The following is a 24,095-nucleotide window of genomic DNA, read 5'->3' on the forward strand; positions in this document are numbered from 1 at the left end:
GCAGCCGCGCCCTGGGTGGGCGACCGCCATACCGTCGCGGTGGGCTGCCACCGTTAGGTCAACCCTGCTGCCTCTCTTTCCCCATTGCGGCGGCTTGCCATAATCGTCTAGAACGACCCGGCGCGGCGCCCTTTCGGCAACCAACCGTCAACGGTTTTGCCCGAGGATTTGGCGCTCAAAAGGGTCTGGCAATGCTGATTCGCGGCCAAATTGATGGGATTTTCGAGGAGGTGGCTCTGGCTACCGCCACGATCCCGGCCGGAACGCCCACCCTCCTTATTGGCGGCCTGCTTCTTACCTGCCCCTGAGGGCCGGCTGGGCAATTGCGCCTGGGCACTCAGGGGTTTGACGAGATCACCAGACCCTGACATCGCCCCTATGGACCGACCGACCGGGCGCAAAGCTTCAAAGGAATTTCGACATGGCCACCCAGAACAAGTCCGATAAGGACCGCGTCATCATTTTCGACACCACCTTGCGCGACGGCGAGCAGTGCCCCGGCGCCACCATGACCTTCGAGGAGAAGCTGGAGGTCGCCGAGCTCCTCGACGACATGGGCGTCGACGTCATCGAGGCCGGCTTCCCGATCACCTCGGAAGGTGATTTCCAGGCCGTCAGCGAGATCGCCCGCCGCTCCAAGAACTCCGTGATCGCCGGCCTGTCGCGCGCCCACCCCGCCGACATCGACCGCTGCGCCGAGGCGGTGAAGTTCGCGCGGCGCGGCCGCGTCCACACCGTGATCGCGACCTCGCCGCTGCACATGCGGGTGAAGTTGAACAAGACCCCCGAGGAGGTGATCGAGACCTCGGTCGCGATGGTCGCCCGCGCCCGCAACCAGATCGACGACGTCGAATGGTCGGCCGAGGACGGCACCCGCAGCGAGATGGACTATCTGTGCCGGATCGTCGAAGCCGTCATCAAGGCCGGCGCCACCACGGTGAACATCCCCGACACCGTCGGCTACACCGTGCCGGAGGAATACACCCACTTCATGCGGACGCTGATCGAGCGGGTGCCGAACTCCGACAAGGCGATCTTCTCGGTACACTGTCATAACGATCTCGGCATGGCGGTAGCGAACTCGCTGGCCGGCATCATGGGCGGTGCGCGCCAGGTCGAGTGCACCATCAACGGCATCGGCGAGCGCGCCGGCAACGCCGCGCTGGAAGAGATCGTGATGGCGATCAACGTGCGCAACGACAAGTTTCCCTACTGGAACAAGATCGACACCACCCAGCTGACCCGCGCCTCGAAGGTGGTGTCGGCCGCGACCTCGTTCCCGGTGCAGTACAACAAGGCGATCGTCGGCCGTAACGCGTTCGCCCACGAGAGCGGCATCCATCAGGACGGCGTGCTGAAGGACGCCTCGACCTACGAGATCATGAAGCCCGAGATGGTCGGGTTGAAGCAGTCGTCGCTGGTGCTCGGCAAGCATTCCGGCCGCCATGCCTTCATCCACAAGCTGGAGGAGATGGGCTACAAGCTCGGCGCCAACCAGCTGGAGGATGCGTTCACGCGGATGAAGGCGCTCGCCGACCGCAAGAAGGACATCTACGACGAGGACATCGAGGCGCTGGTCGATCAGGAGATGGCCGCCGCGCATGACCGGATCAAGCTGGCCTCGTTGACCGTGATCGCCGGCACCCATGGTCCGCAGCGTGCCACCATGAAGCTCGACGTCGACGGCCAGATCAGGATCGAGGAAGCCGAGGGCAACGGTCCGGTCGACGCCGTCTTCAACTGCATCAAGCGCCTGGTGCCGCACGAGGCCAAGCTCGAGCTGTACCAGGTGCACGCGGTGACCGAAGGCACCGACGCGCAAGCCGAAGTCTCGGTGCGCCTCGCCCATGAGGGTCGCTCGATGACCGCCCGCGCCGCCGATCCGGATACGCTGGTGGCGTCGGCAAAGGCTTATCTCGGCGCCCTGAACAAGATCGTGATGAAGCGCCAGCGCGACGTCCCGGCCGCGGCAGCCGCGAGCTGACGGTGGGCTGCATCGATGTGACAGCAAACGCGGCGCCTCGGCGCCGCGTTTTTGTTCGAGCGCGCTACCTAGACCCGTCATCCTGAGGTGCGAGCGGAGCGAGCCTCGAAGGATCGACGGCCCCGCTGCTTCAGCAAGCGGCGATCCACTCGCCGAGGCAGCCGGGCCGTTCGCCCTTCGAGACGGCCGCTTCGCGGCCTCCTCAGGGTGATGGTATGGAGAGCGCGAAACGTGCGTAGGCTGCGGCCGCGTTTTTGTTCGAGCGTACCGTTGTAGCCCCGTCATCCCCGACAAGGGCTTTGCCCTTGTCGCTGGAGGGGCGCGTAGCGCGTCTCGATGAATGCACGGCCCGATGTTGTGGCACCATCCCCACAGCGTCGTCCGGCGAAGGCCGGGACCCATTACCACAGGGTCTGGTTGTTGAGACGAGCTGTGGCTCCAGCGTGGCGCAACAATGACAACCGGTGGTTATGGGTCCCGGCCTTCGCCGGGACGACCCTGTGGGAGTGTTCGCGCACCGGCGGCTGGCCGGCGCCCGTTGGAATATGGCGCGCATTTTCGCGACGAAATTGGAATCATTTCCCAACAGGGCAGCCATGCCGGCCCTGCAATTGGGATTTTTTGCGCTCCAGCCGGCGCTAACTTTGCACGTCCGTGCCCCCGGGGACGCCAACCATGTCGCTTGCCTCCATCGACGTCGACCTTCCGCAGCGCGGCCCGACGCGCGCCGAGACCGCGCTGACGCGCCGTGTCGATCTCACGACCCTTCGCCTGTTCGTCGCCATCTGCGACGAGCAGAACCTGACCCGCGCCGCGCAGCGCGAGGGGATTGCCGCCTCGGCAGTCTCGAAGCGAATGAACGATTTCGAGCTCGCGTTCGGCGTCACGCTGTTCAAGCGTCTGGCAAAGGGCATGGCGCTGACGCCGGCCGGCGAGGCGCTGCTGCATCACGCCCGCGTCACGCTGCTCAATGTCGAGAAGATCGCGGTCGAACTGTCGGAATATTCGCAGGGCGTGCGCGGCCATGTCCGCATGCTCGCCAACCTCTCGGCGATCGTGCAGTATTTACCAGAGGATCTCTCGGCCTTTTTTGCCGCACATGAGCTGCTCCGCGTCGACCTGCAGGAGCGGCCGAGCGGGCAGGTGGTGCGCGGCATCGAGGAGGGCACGGCGGAGATCGGCATCTGCTCGGCCGAGGCCGACAGCCGCGCGCTCGAGGCCTTCCACTACCGCTACGACAATCTCGTGGTGGTGATGCGGCCGGACCATCCGCTGGCCGGCCATGAGCGCATCCTGTTCACCGACACGCTCGACTACGATCACATCGGGCTGCACACCGCGAGTTCGATCTATCTGCGCTGTCAGTATGCGGCGACCCAGGCCGGCAAGCCGATGCGGTTGCGCATCAACGTGCCCGGCTTCGACGCGGTCTGCCGCATGGTGCAGGCCAATATGGGCCTCGGCCTGATCCCCGACCGCGCCTTCGCGGTGGTCGGCGCCGGCATGGGGCTTCGCGCGATCCCGCTGCGCGACGCCTGGGGCCGCCGCGAACTCAAGATCGTGGTCCGCGACTCCGCGCATCTGTCCGCGACCAGCCGGCTGATGCTCGACCATCTATGCGCGATCGAAACCGGGCGCGCCGAGAAGGCCGGCGGAAAGACCGGCTGACGCGAGCGGGCGACGTCGCTCTCAGAGCGGATCCTTTCCGGTGCCACGAACGCCGCTCGGCGAGTCGCCGAAGCGGGCTCGGAACAGGCGATTGAAATGCGAAACATCCGAAAAGCCGACCTCGAGCGCGATGTCGGAGATTCGCTGCGGGCCGGCGTCGAGCCTGGTCAGCAACTTGAACGCCTGCTGGAGACGCAGCTCGTTCACATGCCCGGTGAATGACGATCCCGATGACGCCATCAGGCGTTGCAGGTAGCGGGGCGAGATGCCCTGGCCACGGGCCGCCGTCTGGACACTGAGCCCCGGGTCCTGAAAGTTTGCCTCAATGTAGGCGAGGACGGCGCTGTGCCGCGCCGCCATGACTGCGCTTGCGGTGCTTTCGCCCAGCGACGCATCCTCGCCGATCGAGAGCGCCACGAGATCATGGATGTGCGCCACGACCATGCCGCGCAGCCTGGGTGAGGCCAGGGCTCCCTCCTTGAAGGCCGACCTCAGATACGCCCTGAGCAGTCGAAACGCTTCCGTGCTGCGCGCAATCGGCCGCATCGCGAGGGCCTCGACGTCGGTCACGCGCTCAGCCATGGCGTCGCGTGGCAGCGCCAGACCCAGCAGCATGCCATCGGCATAGGTGAGGATCGCGGGCTCTGAATGCAGGATTGCGATCGCGTCGCCACCACGAAGCTCGACCTCGTGGCTGCGCTGCGAGAGCTCGCTTCGGCTGCGGGAGCAGACGATGAATCCGACCGAGTCATCGCCGTCGGTGATGCTCGACTGCAAGCGCTTGAAGCGCATGGCGGAGCCTTTCAGGGCGAGCGTACGCAAGCCATGCATCGCGTGCAGCCTCGCATCGGCGTGAAACGTCGTACTCGACAGCGGCTCGATATCGGCGTGGACGATCCCTCGTGCAAAGCTCTCGCGCCATTGCGGCAGTCGCATTCGTTCAGGGAGTTCTCGCGTCGAGAATCGATGCGATACGAAATCGGTTGCGTGCGCTGGCATCGGGACCTCCCGCCTTTGACGGGACAACGGGATGAACGCTTGCGACGGATGGCTGCTTGCTCCGCATTTGCAATTCGCGCACCGCCTCTCCGGCAATGTGCGCACGAGTCCAAGAAGCTACGCCTTTGGTCTGATATTCTCAATCATCTGTGATCGAGCTGATGTGAGCTGGTTCACGTGCCCGGTCGGCAAATGCGCCTAATATTGACTATGCAAGTCGTGCCAAAAATCTCCTTTAAGAGGAGATGGTCGTGACGGCTCTATTTGTAATTGCTGATATCGGGTCCAAGTGCGGTGCCCGGTGCGAAATGCAAGCACAGATGCAGCTTCACGACGCGGTTCGCGGGTGAACGAACTCGACGGACTGTTCTGGACGATCAGGCTGGCTCCTGCACACCGATGTCGTGTCGCATCGCCGCCTCGTAATTAGAAGACTTCCAGACATGCATTTATTCCCGGCCCTGCCGCCGGTTGAAATCATCAGTTTTTATGACCAATGGCGTCAATGGTGATGATCAAGTGAGGGTTCGATCATGCCCACCATCATAGACATACTGTACCGGGAGTTCTGCCGGGCTCGCCTCGCCGAGATGCGCAAGGCGCTTCTGATACCTGTCGGCAGCGAAGACATCCTGCAGACGCCGCGGGAGGACGGCGATGCTTCCGACGCCGCCGATCAGGCGGACAGTCGGACGACGAACGAACTCCTGGCCACCGGGTAGGTGGAATCCAACCGCATCGTCTTGGTCGGCGATCCGCTCGGCACGCAGGTGACGGCGCATCCGGGCGTCTCATCGAGGCCCGCCCGACCAAGGCACGCAGGCACGCGGACAGGTCGGCAGATGCATGATCGGACGCCCAGCGCGAAGCGATTGGCCGGCGAAGCCTCGCCGGAGTTCAGCGGGACCGGCCGCGACCTTCGTCTCGATGTCTGCCGCGGCATCGCGCTGTGGTGGATATTCCTCGATCATGTTCCCAACAACGTCGGCAGCTGGCTGACGCCACGCAATTACGGCTTCTGCGACGCCGCCGAGATATTCATGCTGATCTCGGGCGTGACCTGCGCACTGGCGTACGGCAGTGCGCGCCAGCGCGAGGGCTGGCACGGCGTGGTCGGGCGATCGTTGCGGCGGGGATGGAGCATCTATGCCGCGTTCCTGCTGCTCACGCTGGCCTGCGCCGTCCTCGTCTACTTCTCGGGCAGCGAGGATCTCGCCGACGACAGCAACACGCGGATTCTGTTCGAGCAACCGGGCGCGACGTTCGCGCATGCGGCGATGCTGCAATATCGACCTGTCAACACCGACATCCTGCCGGTCTTCGTGCTCGGTCACGTGTTGTTCGCGCCGCTGCTCTGGCTGCTGCTGCGGGCGCCAAACCTGACGCTCGGCGTCTCGCTGCTGCTCTATGCGCTGGTGCACGTCTTCGGCTGGGGCGTTCCGGCCTGGCCGAACGGCACCTGGTACTTCAATCCGCTGGCCTGGCAGGTGCTGTTCGTGATCGGGGCGTGGTGGGTGATCTCGGGCGATCGCGTACGACCGTGGATCACCTCGCGCGCAGTGCTTGTTCTTGCCGTTCTCTATCTGGCCTTCAGCCTGGTTCTGGCATTGAGCTGGAGCATCACGCCTCTGGTGCCGCACGCCATCACAGACCGGCTGTTTCCATTGGACAAATCGAATCTCAGCCCGTTGCGGCTGCTGCACTTCCTGGCGCTGGCAATCGTGGCGGTACGGCTCGTTCCCAGGGATTGGCGAGGGCTGTCGTCGCCCGTGCTTCGCTGTGCGAGGAGCTGTGGCGCCAATTCACTGCCGATCTACTGCCTCGGTGTCCTGCTGGCGCTCGTCTGCGAGCTGACGCTGCTCGACCTCTCGGATCGGCTCGTGATGCAGCTCGCGCTGAGCCTTGCCGGAATCCTGGTGATGATCGTCGTCGCGACGCTGCTTGGCGCGGTTGGCGGCAAAAGTGAGCGCGCCCCGAAGGAGACGCCGTCGGCCGGGAAGGTCGGTCCGGCAATTCCTCGCTACGGCGACAACGAGAGTGTCAATTCGGGCAGGATCGATCCGCGTTTCCCTGCAATGCCATGCCTCTGACAATGATTCTCGAAGGTCCCAAGCGCTAGCGTGGCGGCCCGAGCCGGTTGCCGGGCGGACGGCGGAAGCTCAGCTTGTCGCCGTCCGCACGCAGGCAATTCCGTCAGTAGCAATAGGGATACTCACCGGGGCAGGTATAGCTGCCGTAGCGGTCGTAGTAGCTGGTCTCTAATTGTCATCCTCCTCGGAGTCGGCCATGTGATCGATCGCATCGCGCATTCCGCGCAAGGCGACGAACGACACGAAAGCCATCCTCCGCTTCTGATCATCGGTGAGCGTCTTGTAGAGAGGCGCCCAGGCGTCCGCCACCTTCTTCAGATCGGTTCCGCGCTGAATGAGCATGTCGGCTCGACGCTGCATGAACTCGACCGGATTGCTTTGGCCTGCGGCAGCGGTCGTGTCGTTGCCTTGCAGCGCGGCCACTTGCTCCAGCCGGGCTTGCCGGTTGCCGGCTCTGGCGCGCATTGCCTCTTCCAGTGCAGGCCAGTATTTTTCCTGTTCGGCCGTCAATTGCAGGGCGGCCTTGACGATGCCGACACGCATATCGGTCAGGCTCTTCAGATCCTCGGCGCTGGTGTGGCGCATCCCGACGGTGGAAGACGTCTCTGCAGCGTAGGCGAAAGGCGTCGTGGCCAAGAGAATTGCCACCGCGACAGCGGCTGCTGTTCTTGTCATCGCTAGCTCCTTGGTTTCGTTTCGTGTGCCCCCGGGCAGATGTCGCGCCCGCGTCAGCGTCACGTTGATCTAGGTCAAGAAACAACGCGGCTCCGCGAAAAATCGAGCGTATCGATTCGCTGACGCGGAAAACGCAGACATACAGGCGTCACAAATCGGCAAATCCGGAATGCGCCTTACGTCTTGATACCTGTGGGGGGCGTCGGACGTTTCTCTTCCAGCACAGGTCCTTCATTGCCATCGAACAGAATGCGCTGGGCCGCGCCTTCGAGATCGTCATATTGCCCGCTCTTCAGCGTCCACATGAACGAGGCGAGGCCGGCCAGCCCCATGCCGATCGCAATCGGAACCAGGAAGAAGAAATCAATCATGGCGCCAATCCCGGCGTGAGAGGTGCCGTGCGCCCGGCGGGACGCGCTGCGTGCGGTCTGGCCCACGGGCTATCGCCGAAGCGCAGTGCGTTGGCGATCACGACGAGCGACGACAGCGACATGGCAACCGCCGCCAGCAGCGGCGTGACCTGACCGGAAATCGCAACCGGGATCGCCACTACATTGTAGGCAATCGCGAGCCCGAAATTCTGCCGGACCAGTCTTGCGGCCCGGCGCGCGACGGCGATCGCGCGGGGCACCGCCTGAAGGTCTTCGCGCACGAACACCAGATCGGCGGCCGTGCGGCCGATATCGGCGGCGGACGCCGGCGCCATCGAGGCATCGGCGGCGATCAGCGCCGGCGTATCGTTCAACCCGTCGCCGACCATCAGCACCTTGCGTCCGGCCTGCCGCAGCGCGGCGATCCGCGCGACCTTGTCGGCAGGCCGCGCATTGGCGATGAAGCTCACGCCGAGGCGCGCGGCGATGTCGCCGACGCGCGTTGCATTGTCGCCCGACAGGATCTCGACGGTGAGGCCGGATGCCGTCAGCGCGACGATGGCCTCCCGCGTGCCGCTGCGCAGCTGATCGTCGAGGCGGAAGGCGGCAAGGCAATCGCCGTTGCGTGACAACACGACGGCAGCATCGGGATGCGCCGCGGGCGGGGCGCCCGTGGCCCAGTCCGGTCGTCCGAGCCGATAGCTGTTTTCGCCTGACCGGGCTTCGAGGCCGGCACCCGGCACTTCGATCACGTCATCCAGCGTGATCGCCGGACGCGTCCCGCCGGGCGCTGCCAGCGCTTCGGAATAGGGGTGCCGCGAATGCGCGGCGATCGCGGCGGCCAGCGCGCGTGCGCCGGCGCTGGTCTCGCCCGCGATGGTGAGGCGCGGCCGGCCGGCCGTCAGCGTGCCGGTCTTGTCGAGCACAACGGTATCGACATCGGCGAGCCGCTCCAGTGCGCCGCCGTCCTTGATCATGATGCCGCTCTCGAACAGGCGCCTGGCGGCGACGACATGGACCATCGGCACGGCAAGCCCGAGCGCACAGGGACAGGTGATGATGAGGACGGCGATCGCGATGGTGATGGCGCGGTGCGCATCGCCGGTCGCCATCATCCAGCCGATGCAGGTCAGGAACGCAGTGACATGCACCACCGGCGCGTAAAGCCGTGCCGCGCGGTCGGTGATGCGGCGGTAGGCCGAACGGCCGGCTTCGGCCGCCGCCATCATCCGCATCATTTCGGCGAGGAAGGAGTCCTTCGCCGCTGCCGTAGCGACGATGGTGAGCGGGGCGGTGAGGTTGAGGGTGCCGGCCTGCAGCAGCGACCCCTCGGCCGCGGACTGCGGCACGCTTTCACCCGAGACCAACGAACGATCGATGGCGGAATGTCCTTTGGCGACGCGGCAATCCACCGGCACGCGCTCTCCCGCCGCGAGCAGGATCGTCATGCCGGGCTCGATCTCATCGACCGGAAGATAGATCTGTGTGCCGTCCGGCCGCTGCACCAGCGCGCCGCGGGCGGAGAGCCGTGCCAGTCCCTCAACCGCCTGCCGCGCCCGCGCGCGCATCACATGGTCGAGCGTGCGGCCGATCAAGAGGAAGAACAGCAGCGATACCGACGCATCGAAATAGGCGTGCGGGCCGTGCTGCGTCGTTTCATAGAGGCTCATGCCGAACGCCAGCAGCACGCCGATCGAGATCGGGACGTCCATGTTGGTGCGGCCATGGCGCAGGCTGCGCCACGCCGGGCCAAAGAACAGTCGGCCCGCATAGGCCAGCGTCGGCAGCGCGATCGCGGCCGAGATCCAGTGAAACAGGTCGCGCGTCTCTGCCTCCGCGCCCGACCAGACCGACGCCGACAGCAGCATGATGTTGCTGGAGGCAAATCCCGCGACCGCGAGCGCCAGCAGCAGTCGCGTCAGCTGCGGGTCGTTGCGGTCGGCGGTGGCCTCGTCGAGATGCACCTGGTAGCCGATCTGCTGCAACGCCGCGATCAGCGGCGGCGGGTTGTCGCCGGTCCACTGCACGGACACGCGCCGGGCCGACAGATTGGCGCGCGCGAAGGCGACGCCGTCGAGCCCGCCGAGCGTGGCCTCTATTTTCTGCAGGCAGGCGCCGCAGTGCATGTCGGGCACCGAGAGATCGGTCTGGCGCAGCCCGTCGCGCAGCGTGCGGCTCGCGAGCAGCAACTCTTCGTTCGAGCTTGTCGCTTCGACGAGGCAAAGTTCGGCGCCCGGCGCGCAGCAACTCATCGCTCGGCTCCATCTAGCAACCGCGCCGCCGCTTTACGTGGCAGCCGGCTGCATGGCGCGATAGGCGTGCCAGGTGGCATGCCCGAGCAGCGGGTAGATCACGATCAGCCCGAGCATGCCGGTCGCAAGGCTCACCAGGAACAGTCCCAGCACGATCACCGCCCAGATCAAGAGGACACGCAGATTGGTCCAGACCAGCGCCATGCTGCTCGCCATCGCGGTGAGCGCGTCGGTGTCCTCGTCGAGCAGCATCGGAATCGAAAACACGCTGATCGCAAACGAGAACGCCGCGAACAATCCGCCGACCGCGGTGCCGACCACCAGCATCGCCCAGCCGGTCTGCGTCATGAACAGCATCGGCGCAACCCGGGCGAGGCCGGGGAACGGCACCAGGCCGAAAAACAGCGCGTAGATGATGACGGCAGCGCGCATCCACACCATCATCAGCAGGCAGAGCAGCACACCGGTAAACAGGATCTGGCCGCCCGAGCGCGGCCTGACGAAGAAGATATCGGCCCAGTGCAGCGGCTGACCGGCCTCGATGCGGCGGCTCTTTTCATAGAGGCCGATGGCGAGGATCGGGCCGACCACCATGAAGCCGGCGAAGGCCGGAAACAGGATGTAGTCGCGGCCGAGCGCGATCAGGCCGCCGACGAAGAACGCGGAGACGAGGAAGATCAGGGCGCCATAGGCGAGGCTCATCGCCGGCTGGGTCATGAAATCCCGCCAGCCCTGGGCGAGCCACTTCATGGGGGCGTCGGTCGTCAGTGGCCGCGCCCAGCGATTGGGGATCGGCAAAGGCGATGCGAGCGGAGGGATCACCGGCATGGCGCTAATCCGTTGCTGAGGAATGAGGGACTGTCGGCGGCGCGCATGACGACACCGCGGCGCTGAACTGCCCGCGCGCCGCATCGCCCTGGCCATGCTTGACATGTGCCAGGCAGGTCGGCTGCGACGTGGCCGCGACATAAATCAGGTGGGTGTTGGCGGCGACGAAGACCAACGCGACGGCGGCGGCGAAAAGCAGCCAGAGCAGGGTCAGAGCGCGCTTGCGTGGTGGCCTGCCGGTCATGGCGAGCTCGTTCATGGCGTCTGCGTCCGCTTGTCGAGCAGATAGAGCGTGAGGATCTTGCGGTCGAGCTCGGAGAGGCGGCCTTCCCAGCTCGGCATGTGGCCCTGCCGGCCGCCCCACACCGAGGTGTCGATGGCATCGAGGCTGCCGCCATAGATCCAGAACCTGTCGGTCAAATCGGGCGCGCCGAGTTCGGGATTGCCCTTGGCATTGTCGCCGTGGCACGCCACGCAGTTGTCGGCGAAGATCTTCTTGCCGGCCGCGACCGTGGCCGGATCGAGATTCTTCGCGCCGGGGTTCGAGAGCGAATAGACGTACGTTGCCGCCTTCAGCACGTCGCCGCGCGGCAGCATCGCATCGCGGCCGAACGCCGGCATCTGCGACACATGGGTGTCCTTGTGCGCGGAGTTGATGCCGACGCGGATGGTGTTGAAGATGTCATCCGGCTTGCCGCCCCATAGAAACGACGTCGTCGTCAGGTTCGGGAAGCCGGGGCCGCCGGTGGCATCGCGGCCATGGCAGGCGGCGCAATTGTCACCGAACAGCGGGCGGCCGACCTCGCGCACGATCGCCATCATTTTCGGATCGGCCAGTAGCGCGGCATAGCTTTCGCTCTGGATCTTCGCTGTCCAGACATTGCGGTCGGCGGCTGCTTCCTTCAGCGATTGCGCCACGACGTTGCGCTGGTCGATGCCGAGCAGCCCCCTGGTGTAGGTCACGCCCAGCGGCCATGCCGGCATCAGGATCCAGTAGCCGATCGAGAACGCGACGGCGATGGTCAGGAAGAAATACACCGCGCGCGGCACCGGCGTGTTCAATTCCTTGATGCCGTTCCATTCGTGGCCGGTGGTCAGATAGCCGGTGTGGTTGTCGCGTTCCTCTACCGCCATGGCCTGTCCCTGTCGTCGAGGATGGATTGCGCGGCGCGATCGAAGCGCTGCTTGTTGGACGGCCAGCAGGCATAGATCAGGACCGCAACCGACAGCGCGATCAGGTAGAACAGGCCGAACGATTTGGAGAAGCCGACCAGGACGTCGTGTTCGATGTTCATTGCACCGCTCCTGCCTGTGCCACCGGCTTGCGGGCCGCGTCGGTCAGGCGCCCGAGCACCTGCAGATAGGCGACCATCGCATCCATTTCGGTGAGCCGGCCGGGCAGCCCGTCGAACGGGCGGACCGTGGTCGCCTTGCCGTAACGCTTGGTCACGCCCTCGGCCCGCGGTGAATCCGGATTGGCCTGGCCGTAGGCGTCGAGCGCGGCGTTGGCGATCATCTCGTCTGTGTAGGGCACGCCGACCGCACGCTGCGCCTTGAGGTGCGCGGACAGGTCGTCGGTGCGCAGGTCGGTCGACAGCAGCCAGTCATAGGCCGGCATGATCGAGACCGGCACCACGTCGCGCGGATTGATCAGATGGGCGACCTGCCACTGATCGGAGTATTTTTCACCGATCCGCGCCAGGTCCGGGCCGGTGCGCTTGGAGCCCCACAGCATCGGGTGGTCGTATTTGGATTCGACCGCCAGCGAGTAGGGGCCATAGCGGTCGACCTCGTCGCGCAAGGTCCGGATCATCTGCGAATGGCAGGCGTAGCAGCCCTCGCGGATGTAGATGTTGCGACCGGCGAGCTCGAGCGGCGTGTAGAGCCGCATGTCCTTTGCGTCCTCGACGGTCTGGTGGATGGTGAACAGCGGCGCGATCTCGACCAGGCCGCCGATGCTGGAGACCAGCACGATGCCGAGCACGAGACCGATCGCCTTGCGTTCGAGCTGATAATGAAATCCGAAGATCGACATGGCGGCTCACTCCCCCGGCTGCGCCGCGAGCCTGGGCTCGGGCAGATCGCCGGCGCGCGCTTCCGCCTCGCGGGGCTCCCTGATCGTCATCCAGATGTTGTAGGCGCCGATGCAGCCGCCGATCAGGAACAATAGTCCGCCGAAGGCGCGCGCGATGTAATAGGGCCGCATCGCGATCAGGGAATCGACGAAGGAATAGGCCAGCGTGCCGCTGTCGCTGTAGGTCCGCCACATCAGCCCCTGGATGATGCCGGAATTCCACATCGCGAAGACGTAGATCACGGTGCCTGCCAGCGCGAGCCAGAAATGCGCCTCGATCATCCGCGCCGAGTACATGCCGGTGCGCTTCCACAGCCAGGGCACCACGGCGTAGATCGAGCCGAAGGTGATCATCGCGACCCAGCCCAGCGCGCCGGCGTGCACGTGCCCGACGGTCCAGTCGGTGTAGTGCGACAGCGAATTGACCGACCGGATCGCCATGAACGATCCCTCGAACGTGCTGAGCCCGTAGAACACCGCCGCGACCATCATGAAGCGCAGTGTCGCGTCGTCGCGCACCTTGTGCCACGCGCCGTTGAGGGTGAGCAGCGCGTTGCCCGCGGAGGCCCAGGACGGCACCAGCAGCATCAGCGAGAACGTCATGCCGAGCGTCTGCACCCATTGCGGCAGCGCCGTGTAGTGCAGGTGATGCGAGCCCGCCCACATGTAGAAGAAGGTGATGCCCCAGAACGAGATGATCGAGAGGCGGTAGGAGAAGATCGGCCGGCCCGCGACCACCGGCAGGAAGTAGTACATCATGCCGAGGAAGCCGGCGGTCAGGAAGAACGCCACCGCGTTGTGGCCGTACCACCACTGGGTCATGGCGTCCTGGACGCCGGAGAACGCGGAATAGCTCTTGGCACTGCCGAGCGAGACCGGAACGGCGAGGTTGTTGACGATGTGCAGGATCGCCACGACCAGGATGAAGGCCATGAAGTACCAGTTCGCGACGTAGATGTGCGGCTCCTTGCGCCGCGCCAGCGTGCGCAGATAGATCAGGAAATACACCACCCAGACGACGACCAGCCAGAGGTCCGCGTACCACTCCGGCTCGGCATATTCCTTGGATTGCGTGATGCCCAGCATGTAGCCGGTGACGGCGAGCAGGCAGAACAAATTGTAGCCCATCAGCACGAACCACGGGCTGAGCTGGTCGGGCAGCCGCGCCCGCGTGGTTCGCTGCAGCACGTAGAGCGAGGTTGCGATCAGGGCGTTGCCGCCGAAGCCGAAGATCACGGCGGTGGTGTGGACCGGACGGATCCGGCCGAAGCTCGACCAGCCGCCGCCGAAGGTCAGGTCCGGATAGACCAGTTGCCACGCCACCCAGTCGCCGAATGCGAGCCCGACGACGACCCAAGCCATCGACAGCACGATGCCGGCCTTGCTGGGATCGTCGTAGTAATGAGCGAACCGTTCGTCCGACGGCTCCGGGGCGTAGTAATCCTTGCCGATGCGAAAGATCATCAGTGCGCAGGCAACGAAGATCAGCGCACCGTGAATGCTGATCGGATCATCACGGCCGGCCGCGGCAAGCAGAAATCCGCAGGCCGCGATCACGAGGCAGATCAGGATTGCGTTCTGGCGCTCGGTTCGGGTGAGTTGGGCGATCATGGGAGCCTGCGAGAAGGTCGGGAACGGACGCATCTTGCCGTCTCCCGGAGCAGAGACCCTGCCGGGGTGGCCAAACGCATGACCAATTCAGCAATCCGCGAGGCTGCTCTTGTTGACCTAAATCAAAGCGCAGGCCTCCGCGCGCCGGTGGGCGTTGCCCCGGCCGGCGCGTATGCGGCCAACCGGCCGCCTGATGCCGGGATCATTTGCGCAGAGGAGATCGGCGAAGTGGGGCAGGCGGGCCGTCACCGCCGGCGCGGGAGGGCCGCCGTCAATTCGGACAGGGCTGTCCGGCCGCGCCCCACAGCGCCATGTCCTTGACGTGATCCTCGAAGGTGCCGGGCGGCGTGCTGCGGCCGGCGCCGGGGGCCCATCCGCGCGGAATGAAGCCGCCCAGCGATGCATCGTGCCGCAGATGCTCGAGCAGGGCGACGGCATCGCGGCCGCCATTGCGCTTGGGATCCTTCAGCTGCGCGCAGATCTCGGCGCCGCTCTTGCCGAACCAGATGAACTCGACCGGGGCAAGCTGCCAGTCGATGCCGGCGCGCAGCGGCGCCGGCGCCGGATCGTTTGGCAGCGTGGAGGTCATGTGGCAGGTCGAGCAAGCGATGGTCTCGGCGCCGATCCGGCTCTCGCCGCCATGGATGTTCATGCCGTGCACGCGCGGCTTGGTTTCGCCGGCCGGCGTCCACATCGGGATCGCCCGGGCATCGACATGGCAGTTGGCGCAGCGCGGATGCGTCACCACGGCTTCGATCCGCTTCCAGGCCTCCAGCCCATCGGCGCGGCTGACGCTGCCCGCCGGCAGCGCATCTTTCGCGGCCTCTTTGGCGGCGTCGTCCTTGGCGACCACGATCCCGGTGAGGGTCACAAGCGACGCCGCGGCGAACGCGATCGCGATCAGTGCTCGGTTCATGGCTTGCCCCTCAGACGAAATCGATGAATTTGTTGAAGGGCATTTCGCGGATCCGCTTGCCGGTCGCCGCGAAGATCGCGTTGGCCAGCGCAGGCGCCGCCGGAGGAACCGGCGGCTCGCCGACGCCTCTCACCTTCGGATCATTCTCCAGCCCGCGCACCTCGATGACCGGGCATTGGTAGATCCGCATCGCCTCGTGGTGGTTGTAGTTGGTCTGCTGCGCGCCGCCCTTGGCGTAGGTGATCTCGCAATTGATGGCGTGGCCGAGCCCCCAGATGACCCCGCCCTGCACCTGGTTCTCGAAATTGACGGGATCGACCACCTTGCCGACATCGACCGCGACCCAGACCTTGTCGATCCTGATGCCGCGGTCGGTCGCGGTCACCTCGACGACTTCGGCGGTCGGGGTCCCGAACGCCTCGACGAACGCGACGCCGCGCCCCTTGCCGTTGCCGAGCGGTCCCTTCCAGTCCGACATCTCCGCGAGGGTTTCGAGCAATTTGCGGTAGGTCGGGACCGCGCACATCTCGATGCGCCCCTTCATGGGATCGACACCCGCCGCATGCAGCAGTTCGTCGATGAAGCTTTCGGTGAAGAAGCCGGCGGTCGAGGCGCCGACCGAGCGCCAGGTGGTGCAGGGCGACAGCCCCTGCGCCTCATAGGTCGTGGCCCGGAAATTCGGGATGTCGTAGTAGACATTCCAGAGGCCTGAGGCCAGTTGCGCGTCGGGATCCTTCGAGGGAATGCCCGAGCGCTCGAGCAGCCCCTTCAGCGGCGCTGTCGATGCCAGTTGGAGGTCGGCCGCAACGATCTTGCCTTTGTCGACGCTGCCCCGGTGCCGGGCGACCGAAATCTGCCGCGGAATGTCCTGGATGAAATCTTCCTCGCGCGAGAACACCAGCTTGATCGGCGTCCCGCGCATCTGGTTGGCGATTTCGGCCAGCACACGCACGTTCTCGTATTCGAGACGGTGGCCGAAACTTCCACCGGTCCATTGATTGTGGAAGGTGACCTGCTCCGGCTTGAGTCCGATCGCCGCCGCCGCGGTCGACTGCACGAACTGCGGGCTCTGATGGCCGACCCAGATTTCCATCCCGGCGTCGGTGACGATGCCGATGCCGTTGAGCGGCTCCAGCGGCGCATGCGCCAGGTAGGGCGCGCGATACTCCGCCTCCACCAGCGTGCCGCTCTTCAGGCCGGTCTCGACATCGCCGATCTTGCGCCACTCCTTGCCCAAGAACTCCGGCTTGAACGAGGCTTCCAGAACCTTCCAGTGGTCGGCCTGCTCCGCGGGATAGGCCGAGGGCGCCCATTCGCATTCAACGGCCGCGACTGCCTGCATCGCGTACCAGCTGTTGGTCGCGACCACCGCGACGCCATTCTTGATTTCGAGGACCTTCTTGACCCCCGGCATCGACTGCGCCTTGCGCGCGTCATACGACTTCAGCGGCTGGCCCTTGCCCGGGTTCAGCTTGACGGACGCATACAGCATGCCGTCCATTTTCATATCGATGCCGAACTTCAGCTCGCCCATCACCTTCGGCCGGATGTCGAGGCGCGTCATCGGCTTGCCGATCATTCGCCATGTCGACGGATCGCGCGGCTTCACATCGAGCACCGGCGCGATCTTCGCGGCGTCCGCCGCGAGCGCGACGTAGGCGATCTTGCTGCCGTCGGGCAGGATCACATGGCCGGATTTGGTACGAAGCTCCGCCACCGCAACGCCGGAGCGTTTGGCGGCCGCGGCCTTCAGCGTCTCGCGTGCGACCGCGCCGGCGACGCGCAGCTTCTCATAGGTGTCCGGGATCGTGCTCGATCCGCCGGTCATCTGCAGGCCGGACTTTCTGAGATTCTCGAGCACGGCGGCGCGTGCGGCCTCGGCCGCCGGGCTCTGGTCCGCGGCCAGGAACGGCGCGAACTCATCGGCGAATCCGGTATTGAAGTAGGCGGGGCTGGGCCCCGCGAACCGGACCTCGAACTGGCCGGGATCAAGATCCATCTCCTCGGCAATCAGGATTGGCTGCACCGAGCCAACGCCCTGACCGATGTCGGCGTGCTGCGCGATCAGCGTGATCTTGTCCGGGCTGATCTCGACCCAGGGATTGAAGCTCGCGGAGTTCGGCCCAAGGCCCGCGCTCAGCGGGTTGGCGCCAGCGCTTGCAGCTGCCTCCTTGGCATCGCTGTAGGAGCCGAAGGCGATGCCGCCGGCAAAGGCAGCAGAGCCGATGACGAAAGCGCGACGGGACAGTCTCTGCATCTCGCCCATGTCACTTCTCCGCCATCTTGCCGGCAGCCGCATGGATCGCGGCGCGAATGCGCGGATAGGTGCCGCACCGGCAAAGATTGCCGGACATCACCTCGTTGATCTGTTCGTCCGTCGGCTGGGGGATCAACTCGAGCAGCGAGATCGCCTGCATGATCTGGCCGGTCTGGCAATAGCCGCACTGCGGGACCTGATGCTCGATCCAGGCCTGCAGCACCGGGTGCTGGTCTTTCTTCTCCAGCCCTTCGAGCGTGACGACCGACTTGCTTGCGATATCGCCGATCCGCGCCTGACAGGACCGCACGGCCATGCCGTCGATCTGCACGGTGCAGGCGCCGCATTGCGCGATGCCGCAGCCGTATTTTGCGCTCGTGATCCCGAGTTCGTCGCGCAAAACCCAAAGCAAAGGCATTTCGGGAACGACGTCAACCTGACGCTTGATCCCATTGACCGTGAGCTCGATCATGTTGCTTCGCTCCGTTGCGAATATTGTCGTCGTCACGTCCAGAGTAGTCGTGTCCCGGCAGCGTAACCGAGCCTTGTTGCACTGCCAAGCACTGCGATTAGGCAGTTCTGCGCAAAACGTCGCGCGGCCGCATCCGATGCTGCGGAACCGTGCGCGGAATGAGCACCTACCACTGGTTGCCTGCAATCGATATGACATGATCGAGATCGTCCGGTTCAGCGGGACCGCGCCGGCTGATGCGTGCCGGCTGTGAACCCGATGCAGCGGCCGACCTACGTCAGGATTTGCGGTCTTTGCAGGCGGAGGTTTTGCTTCAGCGGCGGCTTCTCGAGCCACGCCAGCAATTCGTTGTACGGGGCCGGCCTGTGCACGGCATAGCCCTGGGCATAGTCACAGCCCCATTCCCGCAACAATGCCAGCGCCGCTTCATCTTCAACGCCCTCGGCGACACTGTCGAGGTTCAGCGACCTCGCCAACTCGAGAACGGCGCGTACGATCTTCTGATCGCTCTCATCGATGGCGAGATCACGTACAAAGGCCTGATCGATCTTCAGCGCGCAGACCGGCAGCCTCTTCAAATAGGCCAGCGACGAATGGCCGGTGCCGAAGTCGTCGATCGATACCCGATAGCCGAGATCGCGCAGCCGCCGCATCAGGACCACGCAGTAATCGAAGTCATCCATCACGGCGCTTTCCGTGATTTCCAGTTCGACCTGATGCGGGTCGATGCCATGCAGCGTTACCGTCTCATGAAGGGTCTCGAGCAGTGAGCGTTCGTGCAGATTGTGAACGGAAAGGTTGATGGCCACGCCGAACGAATGTCCACGGGCGCGCCATGCAGCCAGATCCGCCAGCGCCGCGCCGATGACCCATTTGGTCACATCATCGATCAGCGGGGTTTCCTCCGCCTGCGGAATGAACGCGCCGGGCGGAATGAAGCCGCGTTGTGGGTGACGCCATCGCAACAACGCTTCGGTGCCGGCGATTTTGTCGGTTGCCAGATGAAGCTTCGCCTGGTGCCACACTGCGAACTCCTTGTTGGCGAGTGCGGCCGATATCATGCCGAGCAGCTCGAGGTTCTCGCGGCTGCTGACGTCGGCGGCGGTGTCGTAGAGGACGAACGGAAGGTTTCGCGTGGCCGCCGCGTGCATGGCGATCTTGGCCCTTTGCAGCAGCTCATCGAACGTTCGGCCGTGCGCGGGAAAGGCGGCCGCGCCGAATGCGAAGTCGACGTAAACCGGTACCTCATCGACTCGATAGGGCAAGCGAATGCGCGTCGCGATCTCTCCGCGCAGCTTGCGTGTTGCGGCGATGCCGTCGAAGCCCGCGACGAGACGATCGCGTTGGAGAAGACCGATCGGGAGGTCTGCCGGAACGATCGCTCGTGCCCGCGCGTAGACTTGCTCAAGCAGTTTCTCGGCGAAGCGGGCACCAAACGTGTTCTGGATGTCGAGCATGTTCTTGATCTGCGCCACTACGAGCAGACGCTCGACCGCCGCCCGGTCGCGCTCGATCGCCTGCCGTTGCAGGCGCGCGAAACCGACTTGATTGAGGAGGCCGGTCCCCGCGTCGTGTTCGGTGAGCCAGTCAAGCCGGTTCAACTGCCGGCGCAGGGTGCTGGCGCCAATACCCACAATCCCGCCGACGAGGCAGAAGAAGGCTGCGCGGAGCAGCCAGTTGGCCAGTTGCTGAGCTTCGCCGTGCGCGACGTCCAAAGGCATGAAGGGGCCGAGCAGGAGCCCGGAAGCGGCGCCGGCGACGAGGCCGCCGATGACTCCGAATACCAACCCAGCAAGGATGATGGGCAGATATAGAATTTGCAGGGTGGCGAATTGCGCTCCGCCGTCGGTATAGACAAGCCACGTGCCGCCCAAGGCGCCGAACGAAACCGCAGCGAGAACCAGCACCCGCGTGGCCGGGGATGGTGAGCAGAATGCTTCTCGAACCGGATCGAGGAGTCTCGAATACATCTGCGCTCCGATGCTATTCCAACTCAAGGCGACAGTTACGCCGTCCGAGTTTGCGCAATGTTACGACGGATGGTTACCGCCCTCCGCAGGAGATTCCTCAAATTGAAACGGAAGAGACTGCGGTCCCCACCCACCGCCGTCATCGCCCGGCTCGACCGGGCGATCCAGTACGCCGCGGCTTCTCGGTTCAAGCACTGCTGTCTCTGGAATACTGGATCACCCGGTCAAGCCGGGTGATGACGCCGGTGTATGGCGGTTATCACGCAACATGGGGCAGGCGCGTTCGCCACCACAACACCAGCGAGCATTCGCGTCTCGCGAGAATCCGAGGCTGCGGTCCCAACCACCGCCGTCATCGCCCGGCTCGACCGGGCGATCCAGTACGCCGCGGCCTATCGACTCAAGCACTGCTGTCTCTGGAATACTGGATCACCCGGTCGAGTCGGGTGATGACGCCGCGCTGTTTGGCGGGCGCGTCGCCACCGCAACGCCAGCGAGCATTCGCGTCTCGCGAATTCGTCATTTCCGCAACCGTCATTGACCTCGCGGCCGTGAGCGGGCACAGCGTGTGGCGATGTCATCGAACGGTCGCAACGGCCGATGTTGATATCGCCGTCGCAGCCCGTTGTGCATCGCAACAATGGGCAAATTAGACCCTGCTAAAGGGGCAATGGCATTCGCGGTCGCTTCTCTGTAAAGGTGCGGCCGGATGTCTCGGGGCACGATAGTTCGGCTCCGCAATACGCGGGAGGAAACATGCGTAAGTTGATGATTTTGGCTGCGGCTTCGATCGCAGCGCTGACTTTTGTGGCACCGGCCTCGGCGCAATCGCCGATCGTCATCAAGTTCAGCCACGTGGTAGCCGCGGACACGCCCAAGGGCAAGGCGGCCGACAAGTTCAAGGAACTCGCCGAGAAGTACACCGCCGGCAAGGTCAAGGTCGAGGTCTACCCGAACTCGACGCTCTACAAGGACAAGGAAGAGCTCGAGGCCCTGCAGCTCGGCGCGGTGCAGATGCTGGCGCCGTCGAACGCGAAGTTCGGCCCGATCGGCATCAAGGAATTCGAAGTCTTCGATCTGCCCTATATCCTTCCGGACCTGGCGTCGCTCCGCAAGGTGACCGACGGCCCGGTCGGCGCGAAGCTGCTCAAGCTGCTCGATTCCAAGGGCATGACCGGTCTCGCCTACTGGGACAACGGCTTCAAGCAGATGACCGCCAACAAGAAGCTGGTGGCACCCTCGGACTACAAGGGCCTGAAATTCCGCATCCAGTCGTCGAAGGTGCTCGAGGCCCAGTTCCGCGCGCTCGGCTCGATCCCGCAGGTGATGGCGTTCTCGGATGTCTACCAGGCGCTGCAGACCGGCGTCGTGGACGGGCAGGAGAATACCTGGTCGAACATCTACACCCAGAAGATGCATGAGGTGCAGAAGTACGCCACCGTCACCAATCACGGCTACATCGGCTACATCGTGATCGTGAACAAGAAGTTCTGGGACGGCCTGCCGGCCGATATCCGCGAGCAGCTCTCCAAGGCGATGAAGGAAGCCACCGAGTACGGCAATAGCCAGTCCGCCAAGGAGAACGACGAGGCGCTCGAGCAGATCAAGAAGAGCGGCAAGACCGAGATCATCACGCTGACCCACGACCAGGACGAGGCGATGCGCAAGGCCATGCTGCCGATCTACAAGGACGTCGCCTCGCGCGTCGGCCAGCCCCTGATCGACGAATTCCTGAAGGAAACGGGCCGCAGCCCGGTGAACTGAGGTCGACGATAGAAGAGCTCCTCTCCCCGTGCTTACGGGGAGAGGGTTGGGGTGAGGGGCTTTCTCAGCGTAATCGATGACAGATGTGCGCGCGGAAGCTCCCCCTCACCCGAAATTCAAGCGTAGCTTGAATTTCAACCTCTCCCCGCAAGCGGGGCGAGGTGAAGCGAACATCTTCACCACGTGCGAGCACAAGCCGCGCGGCTGATTGGGACTGCAAACGAGGGACGCCGCGGCCGCGCCAGGTCGCGGGCAGGGGGCGTGGCCGCATCGCCGTGTCCGGCCACCATTGGGGAGATCAATGCTGCTGAAGATTCTCGACCGGCTGGAGGAAATCATCATCGCGAGCCTGATGGGCGCCGCGACGCTGCTGACCTTCATCACCGTGGTGCACCGCTTCCTGGTGGACGTGCCGATCCTGTATCCGTACCTGTTCGGCATCAACCTCGCCTGGTCGCAGGAACTCTGCATCTACATGTTCATCTGGATGGCGAAGTTCGGCGCCGCCTATGGCGTGCGCGCCGGCGTCCACGTCGGCGTCGACGTCCTGATCAACCGCCTCAACGATCGCTGGCGCAAGGGCGTGATCCTGTTCGGCCTGCTCGGCGGCGCCCTGTTCACCGGGATCGTCGGCACCATGGGCGCCAAGTTCGTCTATGAGCTGATGCAAACCACGCAGGTGTCGCCCGATATGGAGATCCCGAGCTGGATCGTCTACGCCTGCATCCCGCTCGGCTCGTATCTGATGTGCTTCCGTTTCCTGCAGGTGTGCTGGAATTACTGGTTCAGCAACGAGCTGCCGCACCATGACGCCGCCCATGTCGATGGCGTCGAGACCAGCAAGACCGCGCCCGTCGCGCTTGGAGAAGCGTGATGAACGCCACCATCATCTTCGTACTGCTGTTCGCCCTGATGCTGACGGGCATGCCGATCTCGATTTCGCTCGGCCTGACGGTGCTGACCTTCCTGTTCACGATGACGCAGGTGCCGATCGAGAGCGTCGGCCTGAAATTGTTCTCGGGCCTCGACAATTTCGGCATCATGGCGATTCCGTTCTTCATCCTGGCCGGCACCTTCCTGACCCGCGGCGGTGTCGCAAGGCGGATGATCGCGTTCACGACCTCGCTGGTCGGCCATCTGCCCGGCGGCCTCGGACTCGCCGGCGTCGCGGCCTGCGCGATGTTCGCGGCGATCTCCGGCTCCAGCGTCGCCACCGTGGTTGCGATCGGCTCGATCATGATGCCGGCGATGGTCGATCACGGCTATCCGAAGCGGTTCGGCGTCGGCGTGATCTCGACCTCCGGCGCGCTCGGCATCCTGGTGCCACCCTCGATCATCCTGGTGCTGTACGGCGTCTCCACCAACACCTCGATCGGCGCGCTGTTCATGGCCGGCATCGTGCCGGGCGTCGTGCTGGCGCTGATGCTGGCCGCGGTGACCTTCTTCGTCGCCAAGCGCAATGGCTATCCGAGGATGCCGAAGGCGACCATCGGCGAGCAGTTCAACGCGTTCCGCGAGAGCATCTGGGGCCTGTTGCTGATCGGCATCGTGCTCGGCGGCATCTATGGCGGCGTGTTCACGCCGACCGAAGCGGCCGCGGTCGCCGCGACCTACGCCTTCTTCATCACCGTGTTCGTCTACAAGGAGCTGAAGCTCTCCGAGGTGCCGAAGGTGCTGCTGCAGGCGGCGAGCATGAGCTCGATGCTGCTCTACATCATCACCAACGCGGTGCTGTTCTCGTTCCTGATGACGCATGAGCAGATCCCGCAGGCGATGGCGGCCTGGATCATCGACAAGAACTTCTCGATCTGGATGTTCCTGCTGGTGGTCAACGTCATCCTGCTGCTCGCCGGCAACGTGATGGACCCGTCGTCGATCCTCCTGATCATGGCGCCGATCCTGTATCCGCTGGCGACCAAGCTCGGCGTCAATCCGGTGCATCTCGGCATCCTGATGATCGTCAACACCGAGGTCGGGCTGTGCCATCCGCCGGTCGGTCTCAACCTCTACATCGCGAGTAGTATCGCCAAGATGGGCATCAGCGAGATCACCATCGCGGTGTTGCCGTGGCTGTGTGCGATGCTGGTATTCCTCGGCCTGATCACCTACGTGCCGGAAATCTCGCTGTGGCTGCCGCGAATGTTGGGAATGATTTAGGGGACGT

At 64.6% G+C, this 24,095-nt stretch carries 21 protein-coding genes; 7 read left to right on the forward strand and 14 right to left on the reverse strand.

Annotation, left to right across the window (positions count from 1 at the left end; all coding sequences use genetic code 11):
• Positions 1 to 421: 421 nt before the first annotated feature.
• Both JQ633_RS03190 and JQ633_RS03195 read left to right on the forward strand, forming a co-directional pair.
• Positions 422 to 1,984 (forward strand): 2-isopropylmalate synthase, encoded by a 1,563-nt coding sequence (locus JQ633_RS03190; protein ID WP_211982268.1) that lies wholly within the window; start codon positions 422 to 424, stop codon positions 1,982 to 1,984.
• A 675-nt stretch (positions 1,985 to 2,659) separates the two neighbouring features.
• Positions 2,660 to 3,652, forward strand: coding sequence for a LysR family transcriptional regulator (locus tag JQ633_RS03195; protein WP_211982270.1), 993 nt, complete (start codon positions 2,660 to 2,662; stop codon positions 3,650 to 3,652).
• 21 nt (positions 3,653 to 3,673) lie between these two features.
• Here JQ633_RS03195 and JQ633_RS03200 read toward each other — a convergent pair whose 3' ends face one another.
• A complete protein-coding gene (locus tag JQ633_RS03200) occupies positions 3,674 to 4,651 on the reverse strand; it encodes a helix-turn-helix domain-containing protein (protein WP_211982272.1) in 978 nt (325 codons plus the stop codon).
• Positions 4,652 to 5,184: 533 nt separating this feature from the next.
• Between JQ633_RS03200 and JQ633_RS03205 the strand changes: the two genes are divergently transcribed.
• Both JQ633_RS03205 and JQ633_RS03210 read left to right on the forward strand, forming a co-directional pair.
• Positions 5,185 to 5,373, forward strand: coding sequence for a hypothetical protein (locus JQ633_RS03205; protein WP_211982841.1), 189 nt, complete (start codon positions 5,185 to 5,187; stop codon positions 5,371 to 5,373).
• Between the two features lie 120 nt (positions 5,374 to 5,493).
• A complete protein-coding gene (locus JQ633_RS03210) occupies positions 5,494 to 6,741 on the forward strand; it encodes an OpgC domain-containing protein (protein ID WP_211982274.1) in 1,248 nt (415 codons plus the stop codon).
• Between the two features lie 168 nt (positions 6,742 to 6,909).
• On the opposite strand, the gene JQ633_RS03215 is transcribed toward JQ633_RS03210, so the two are convergent.
• The 13 genes from JQ633_RS03215 to JQ633_RS03275 all read right to left on the reverse strand — a co-directional run bounded on the left by JQ633_RS03215 (position 6,910) and on the right by JQ633_RS03275 (position 20,167).
• On the reverse strand, positions 6,910 to 7,416 hold the full coding sequence (locus tag JQ633_RS03215) for a Spy/CpxP family protein refolding chaperone (RefSeq protein WP_211982276.1): 507 nt from the start codon (positions 7,414 to 7,416) through the stop codon (positions 6,910 to 6,912).
• Positions 7,417 to 7,592: 176 nt separating this feature from the next.
• Positions 7,593 to 7,787 (reverse strand): cbb3-type cytochrome oxidase assembly protein CcoS, encoded by a 195-nt coding sequence (gene ccoS, locus JQ633_RS03220; RefSeq protein ID WP_211982278.1) that lies wholly within the window; start codon positions 7,785 to 7,787, stop codon positions 7,593 to 7,595.
• Positions 7,784 to 10,039, reverse strand: a complete 2,256-nt coding sequence (locus JQ633_RS03225) for a heavy metal translocating P-type ATPase (protein WP_211982280.1) — start codon at positions 10,037 to 10,039, stop codon at positions 7,784 to 7,786. Before JQ633_RS03225 ends, ccoS begins: the two co-directional genes overlap by 4 nt.
• 33 nt (positions 10,040 to 10,072) lie before the next feature.
• The gene (locus JQ633_RS03230; protein ID WP_211982282.1) at positions 10,073 to 10,867 is read right to left on the reverse strand and encodes a DUF2189 domain-containing protein; all 795 of its coding nucleotides are present in this window, start codon (positions 10,865 to 10,867) and stop codon (positions 10,073 to 10,075) included.
• A 4-nt stretch (positions 10,868 to 10,871) separates the two neighbouring features.
• Positions 10,872 to 11,126, reverse strand: coding sequence for a hypothetical protein (locus JQ633_RS03235; RefSeq protein WP_249158709.1), 255 nt, complete (start codon positions 11,124 to 11,126; stop codon positions 10,872 to 10,874).
• Complete coding sequence (ccoP, locus tag JQ633_RS03240; RefSeq protein WP_211982284.1) at positions 11,123 to 12,001, reverse strand: cytochrome-c oxidase, cbb3-type subunit III; 879 nt, start codon at positions 11,999 to 12,001, stop codon at positions 11,123 to 11,125. Before ccoP ends, JQ633_RS03235 begins: the two co-directional genes overlap by 4 nt.
• Positions 11,992 to 12,162: a cbb3-type cytochrome c oxidase subunit 3 gene (locus JQ633_RS03245; protein WP_211982286.1), complete on the reverse strand. Its 171-nt coding sequence runs from the start codon at positions 12,160 to 12,162 to the stop codon at positions 11,992 to 11,994. The genes ccoP and JQ633_RS03245 overlap by 10 nt, the downstream gene beginning before the upstream one ends.
• Complete coding sequence (gene ccoO / locus JQ633_RS03250) at positions 12,159 to 12,902, reverse strand: cytochrome-c oxidase, cbb3-type subunit II (protein ID WP_211982288.1); 744 nt, start codon at positions 12,900 to 12,902, stop codon at positions 12,159 to 12,161. The genes JQ633_RS03245 and ccoO overlap by 4 nt, the downstream gene beginning before the upstream one ends.
• A 6-nt stretch (positions 12,903 to 12,908) precedes the next feature.
• Entirely contained in the window at positions 12,909 to 14,552 is a 1,644-nt protein-coding gene (ccoN, locus tag JQ633_RS03255; RefSeq protein WP_211982781.1) for a cytochrome-c oxidase, cbb3-type subunit I, read from the reverse strand.
• Positions 14,553 to 14,823: 271 nt separating this feature from the next.
• Positions 14,824 to 15,468, reverse strand: coding sequence for a hypothetical protein (locus JQ633_RS03260; RefSeq protein ID WP_211982290.1), 645 nt, complete (start codon positions 15,466 to 15,468; stop codon positions 14,824 to 14,826).
• 10 nt (positions 15,469 to 15,478) lie between these two features.
• A complete protein-coding gene (locus JQ633_RS03265; protein WP_211982291.1) occupies positions 15,479 to 17,734 on the reverse strand; it encodes a xanthine dehydrogenase family protein molybdopterin-binding subunit in 2,256 nt (751 codons plus the stop codon).
• A gap of 1 nt (position 17,735) precedes the next feature.
• Positions 17,736 to 18,197, reverse strand: a complete 462-nt coding sequence (locus JQ633_RS03270) for a (2Fe-2S)-binding protein (protein ID WP_211982783.1) — start codon at positions 18,195 to 18,197, stop codon at positions 17,736 to 17,738.
• Between the two features lie 272 nt (positions 18,198 to 18,469).
• Positions 18,470 to 20,167, reverse strand: a complete 1,698-nt coding sequence (locus JQ633_RS03275; RefSeq protein ID WP_211982293.1) for a putative bifunctional diguanylate cyclase/phosphodiesterase — start codon at positions 20,165 to 20,167, stop codon at positions 18,470 to 18,472.
• 756 nt (positions 20,168 to 20,923) lie between these two features.
• Between JQ633_RS03275 and JQ633_RS03280 the strand changes: the two genes are divergently transcribed.
• The 3 genes from JQ633_RS03280 to JQ633_RS03290 all read left to right on the forward strand — a co-directional run bounded on the left by JQ633_RS03280 (position 20,924) and on the right by JQ633_RS03290 (position 24,088).
• Positions 20,924 to 21,931, forward strand: coding sequence for a TRAP transporter substrate-binding protein (locus JQ633_RS03280; protein ID WP_211982295.1), 1,008 nt, complete (start codon positions 20,924 to 20,926; stop codon positions 21,929 to 21,931).
• Positions 21,932 to 22,232: 301 nt separating this feature from the next.
• A complete protein-coding gene (locus JQ633_RS03285) occupies positions 22,233 to 22,805 on the forward strand; it encodes a TRAP transporter small permease (protein ID WP_211982297.1) in 573 nt (190 codons plus the stop codon).
• A complete protein-coding gene (locus tag JQ633_RS03290; protein WP_211982299.1) occupies positions 22,805 to 24,088 on the forward strand; it encodes a TRAP transporter large permease in 1,284 nt (427 codons plus the stop codon). Before JQ633_RS03285 ends, JQ633_RS03290 begins: the two co-directional genes overlap by 1 nt.
• The last annotated feature ends 7 nt before the right edge of the window (positions 24,089 to 24,095 follow it).

Origin of the sequence: Bradyrhizobium tropiciagri, assembly GCF_018130505.1 — a bacterium.
In the GTDB taxonomy this organism is placed as follows: domain Bacteria; phylum Pseudomonadota; class Alphaproteobacteria; order Rhizobiales; family Xanthobacteraceae; genus Bradyrhizobium; species Bradyrhizobium tropiciagri_B.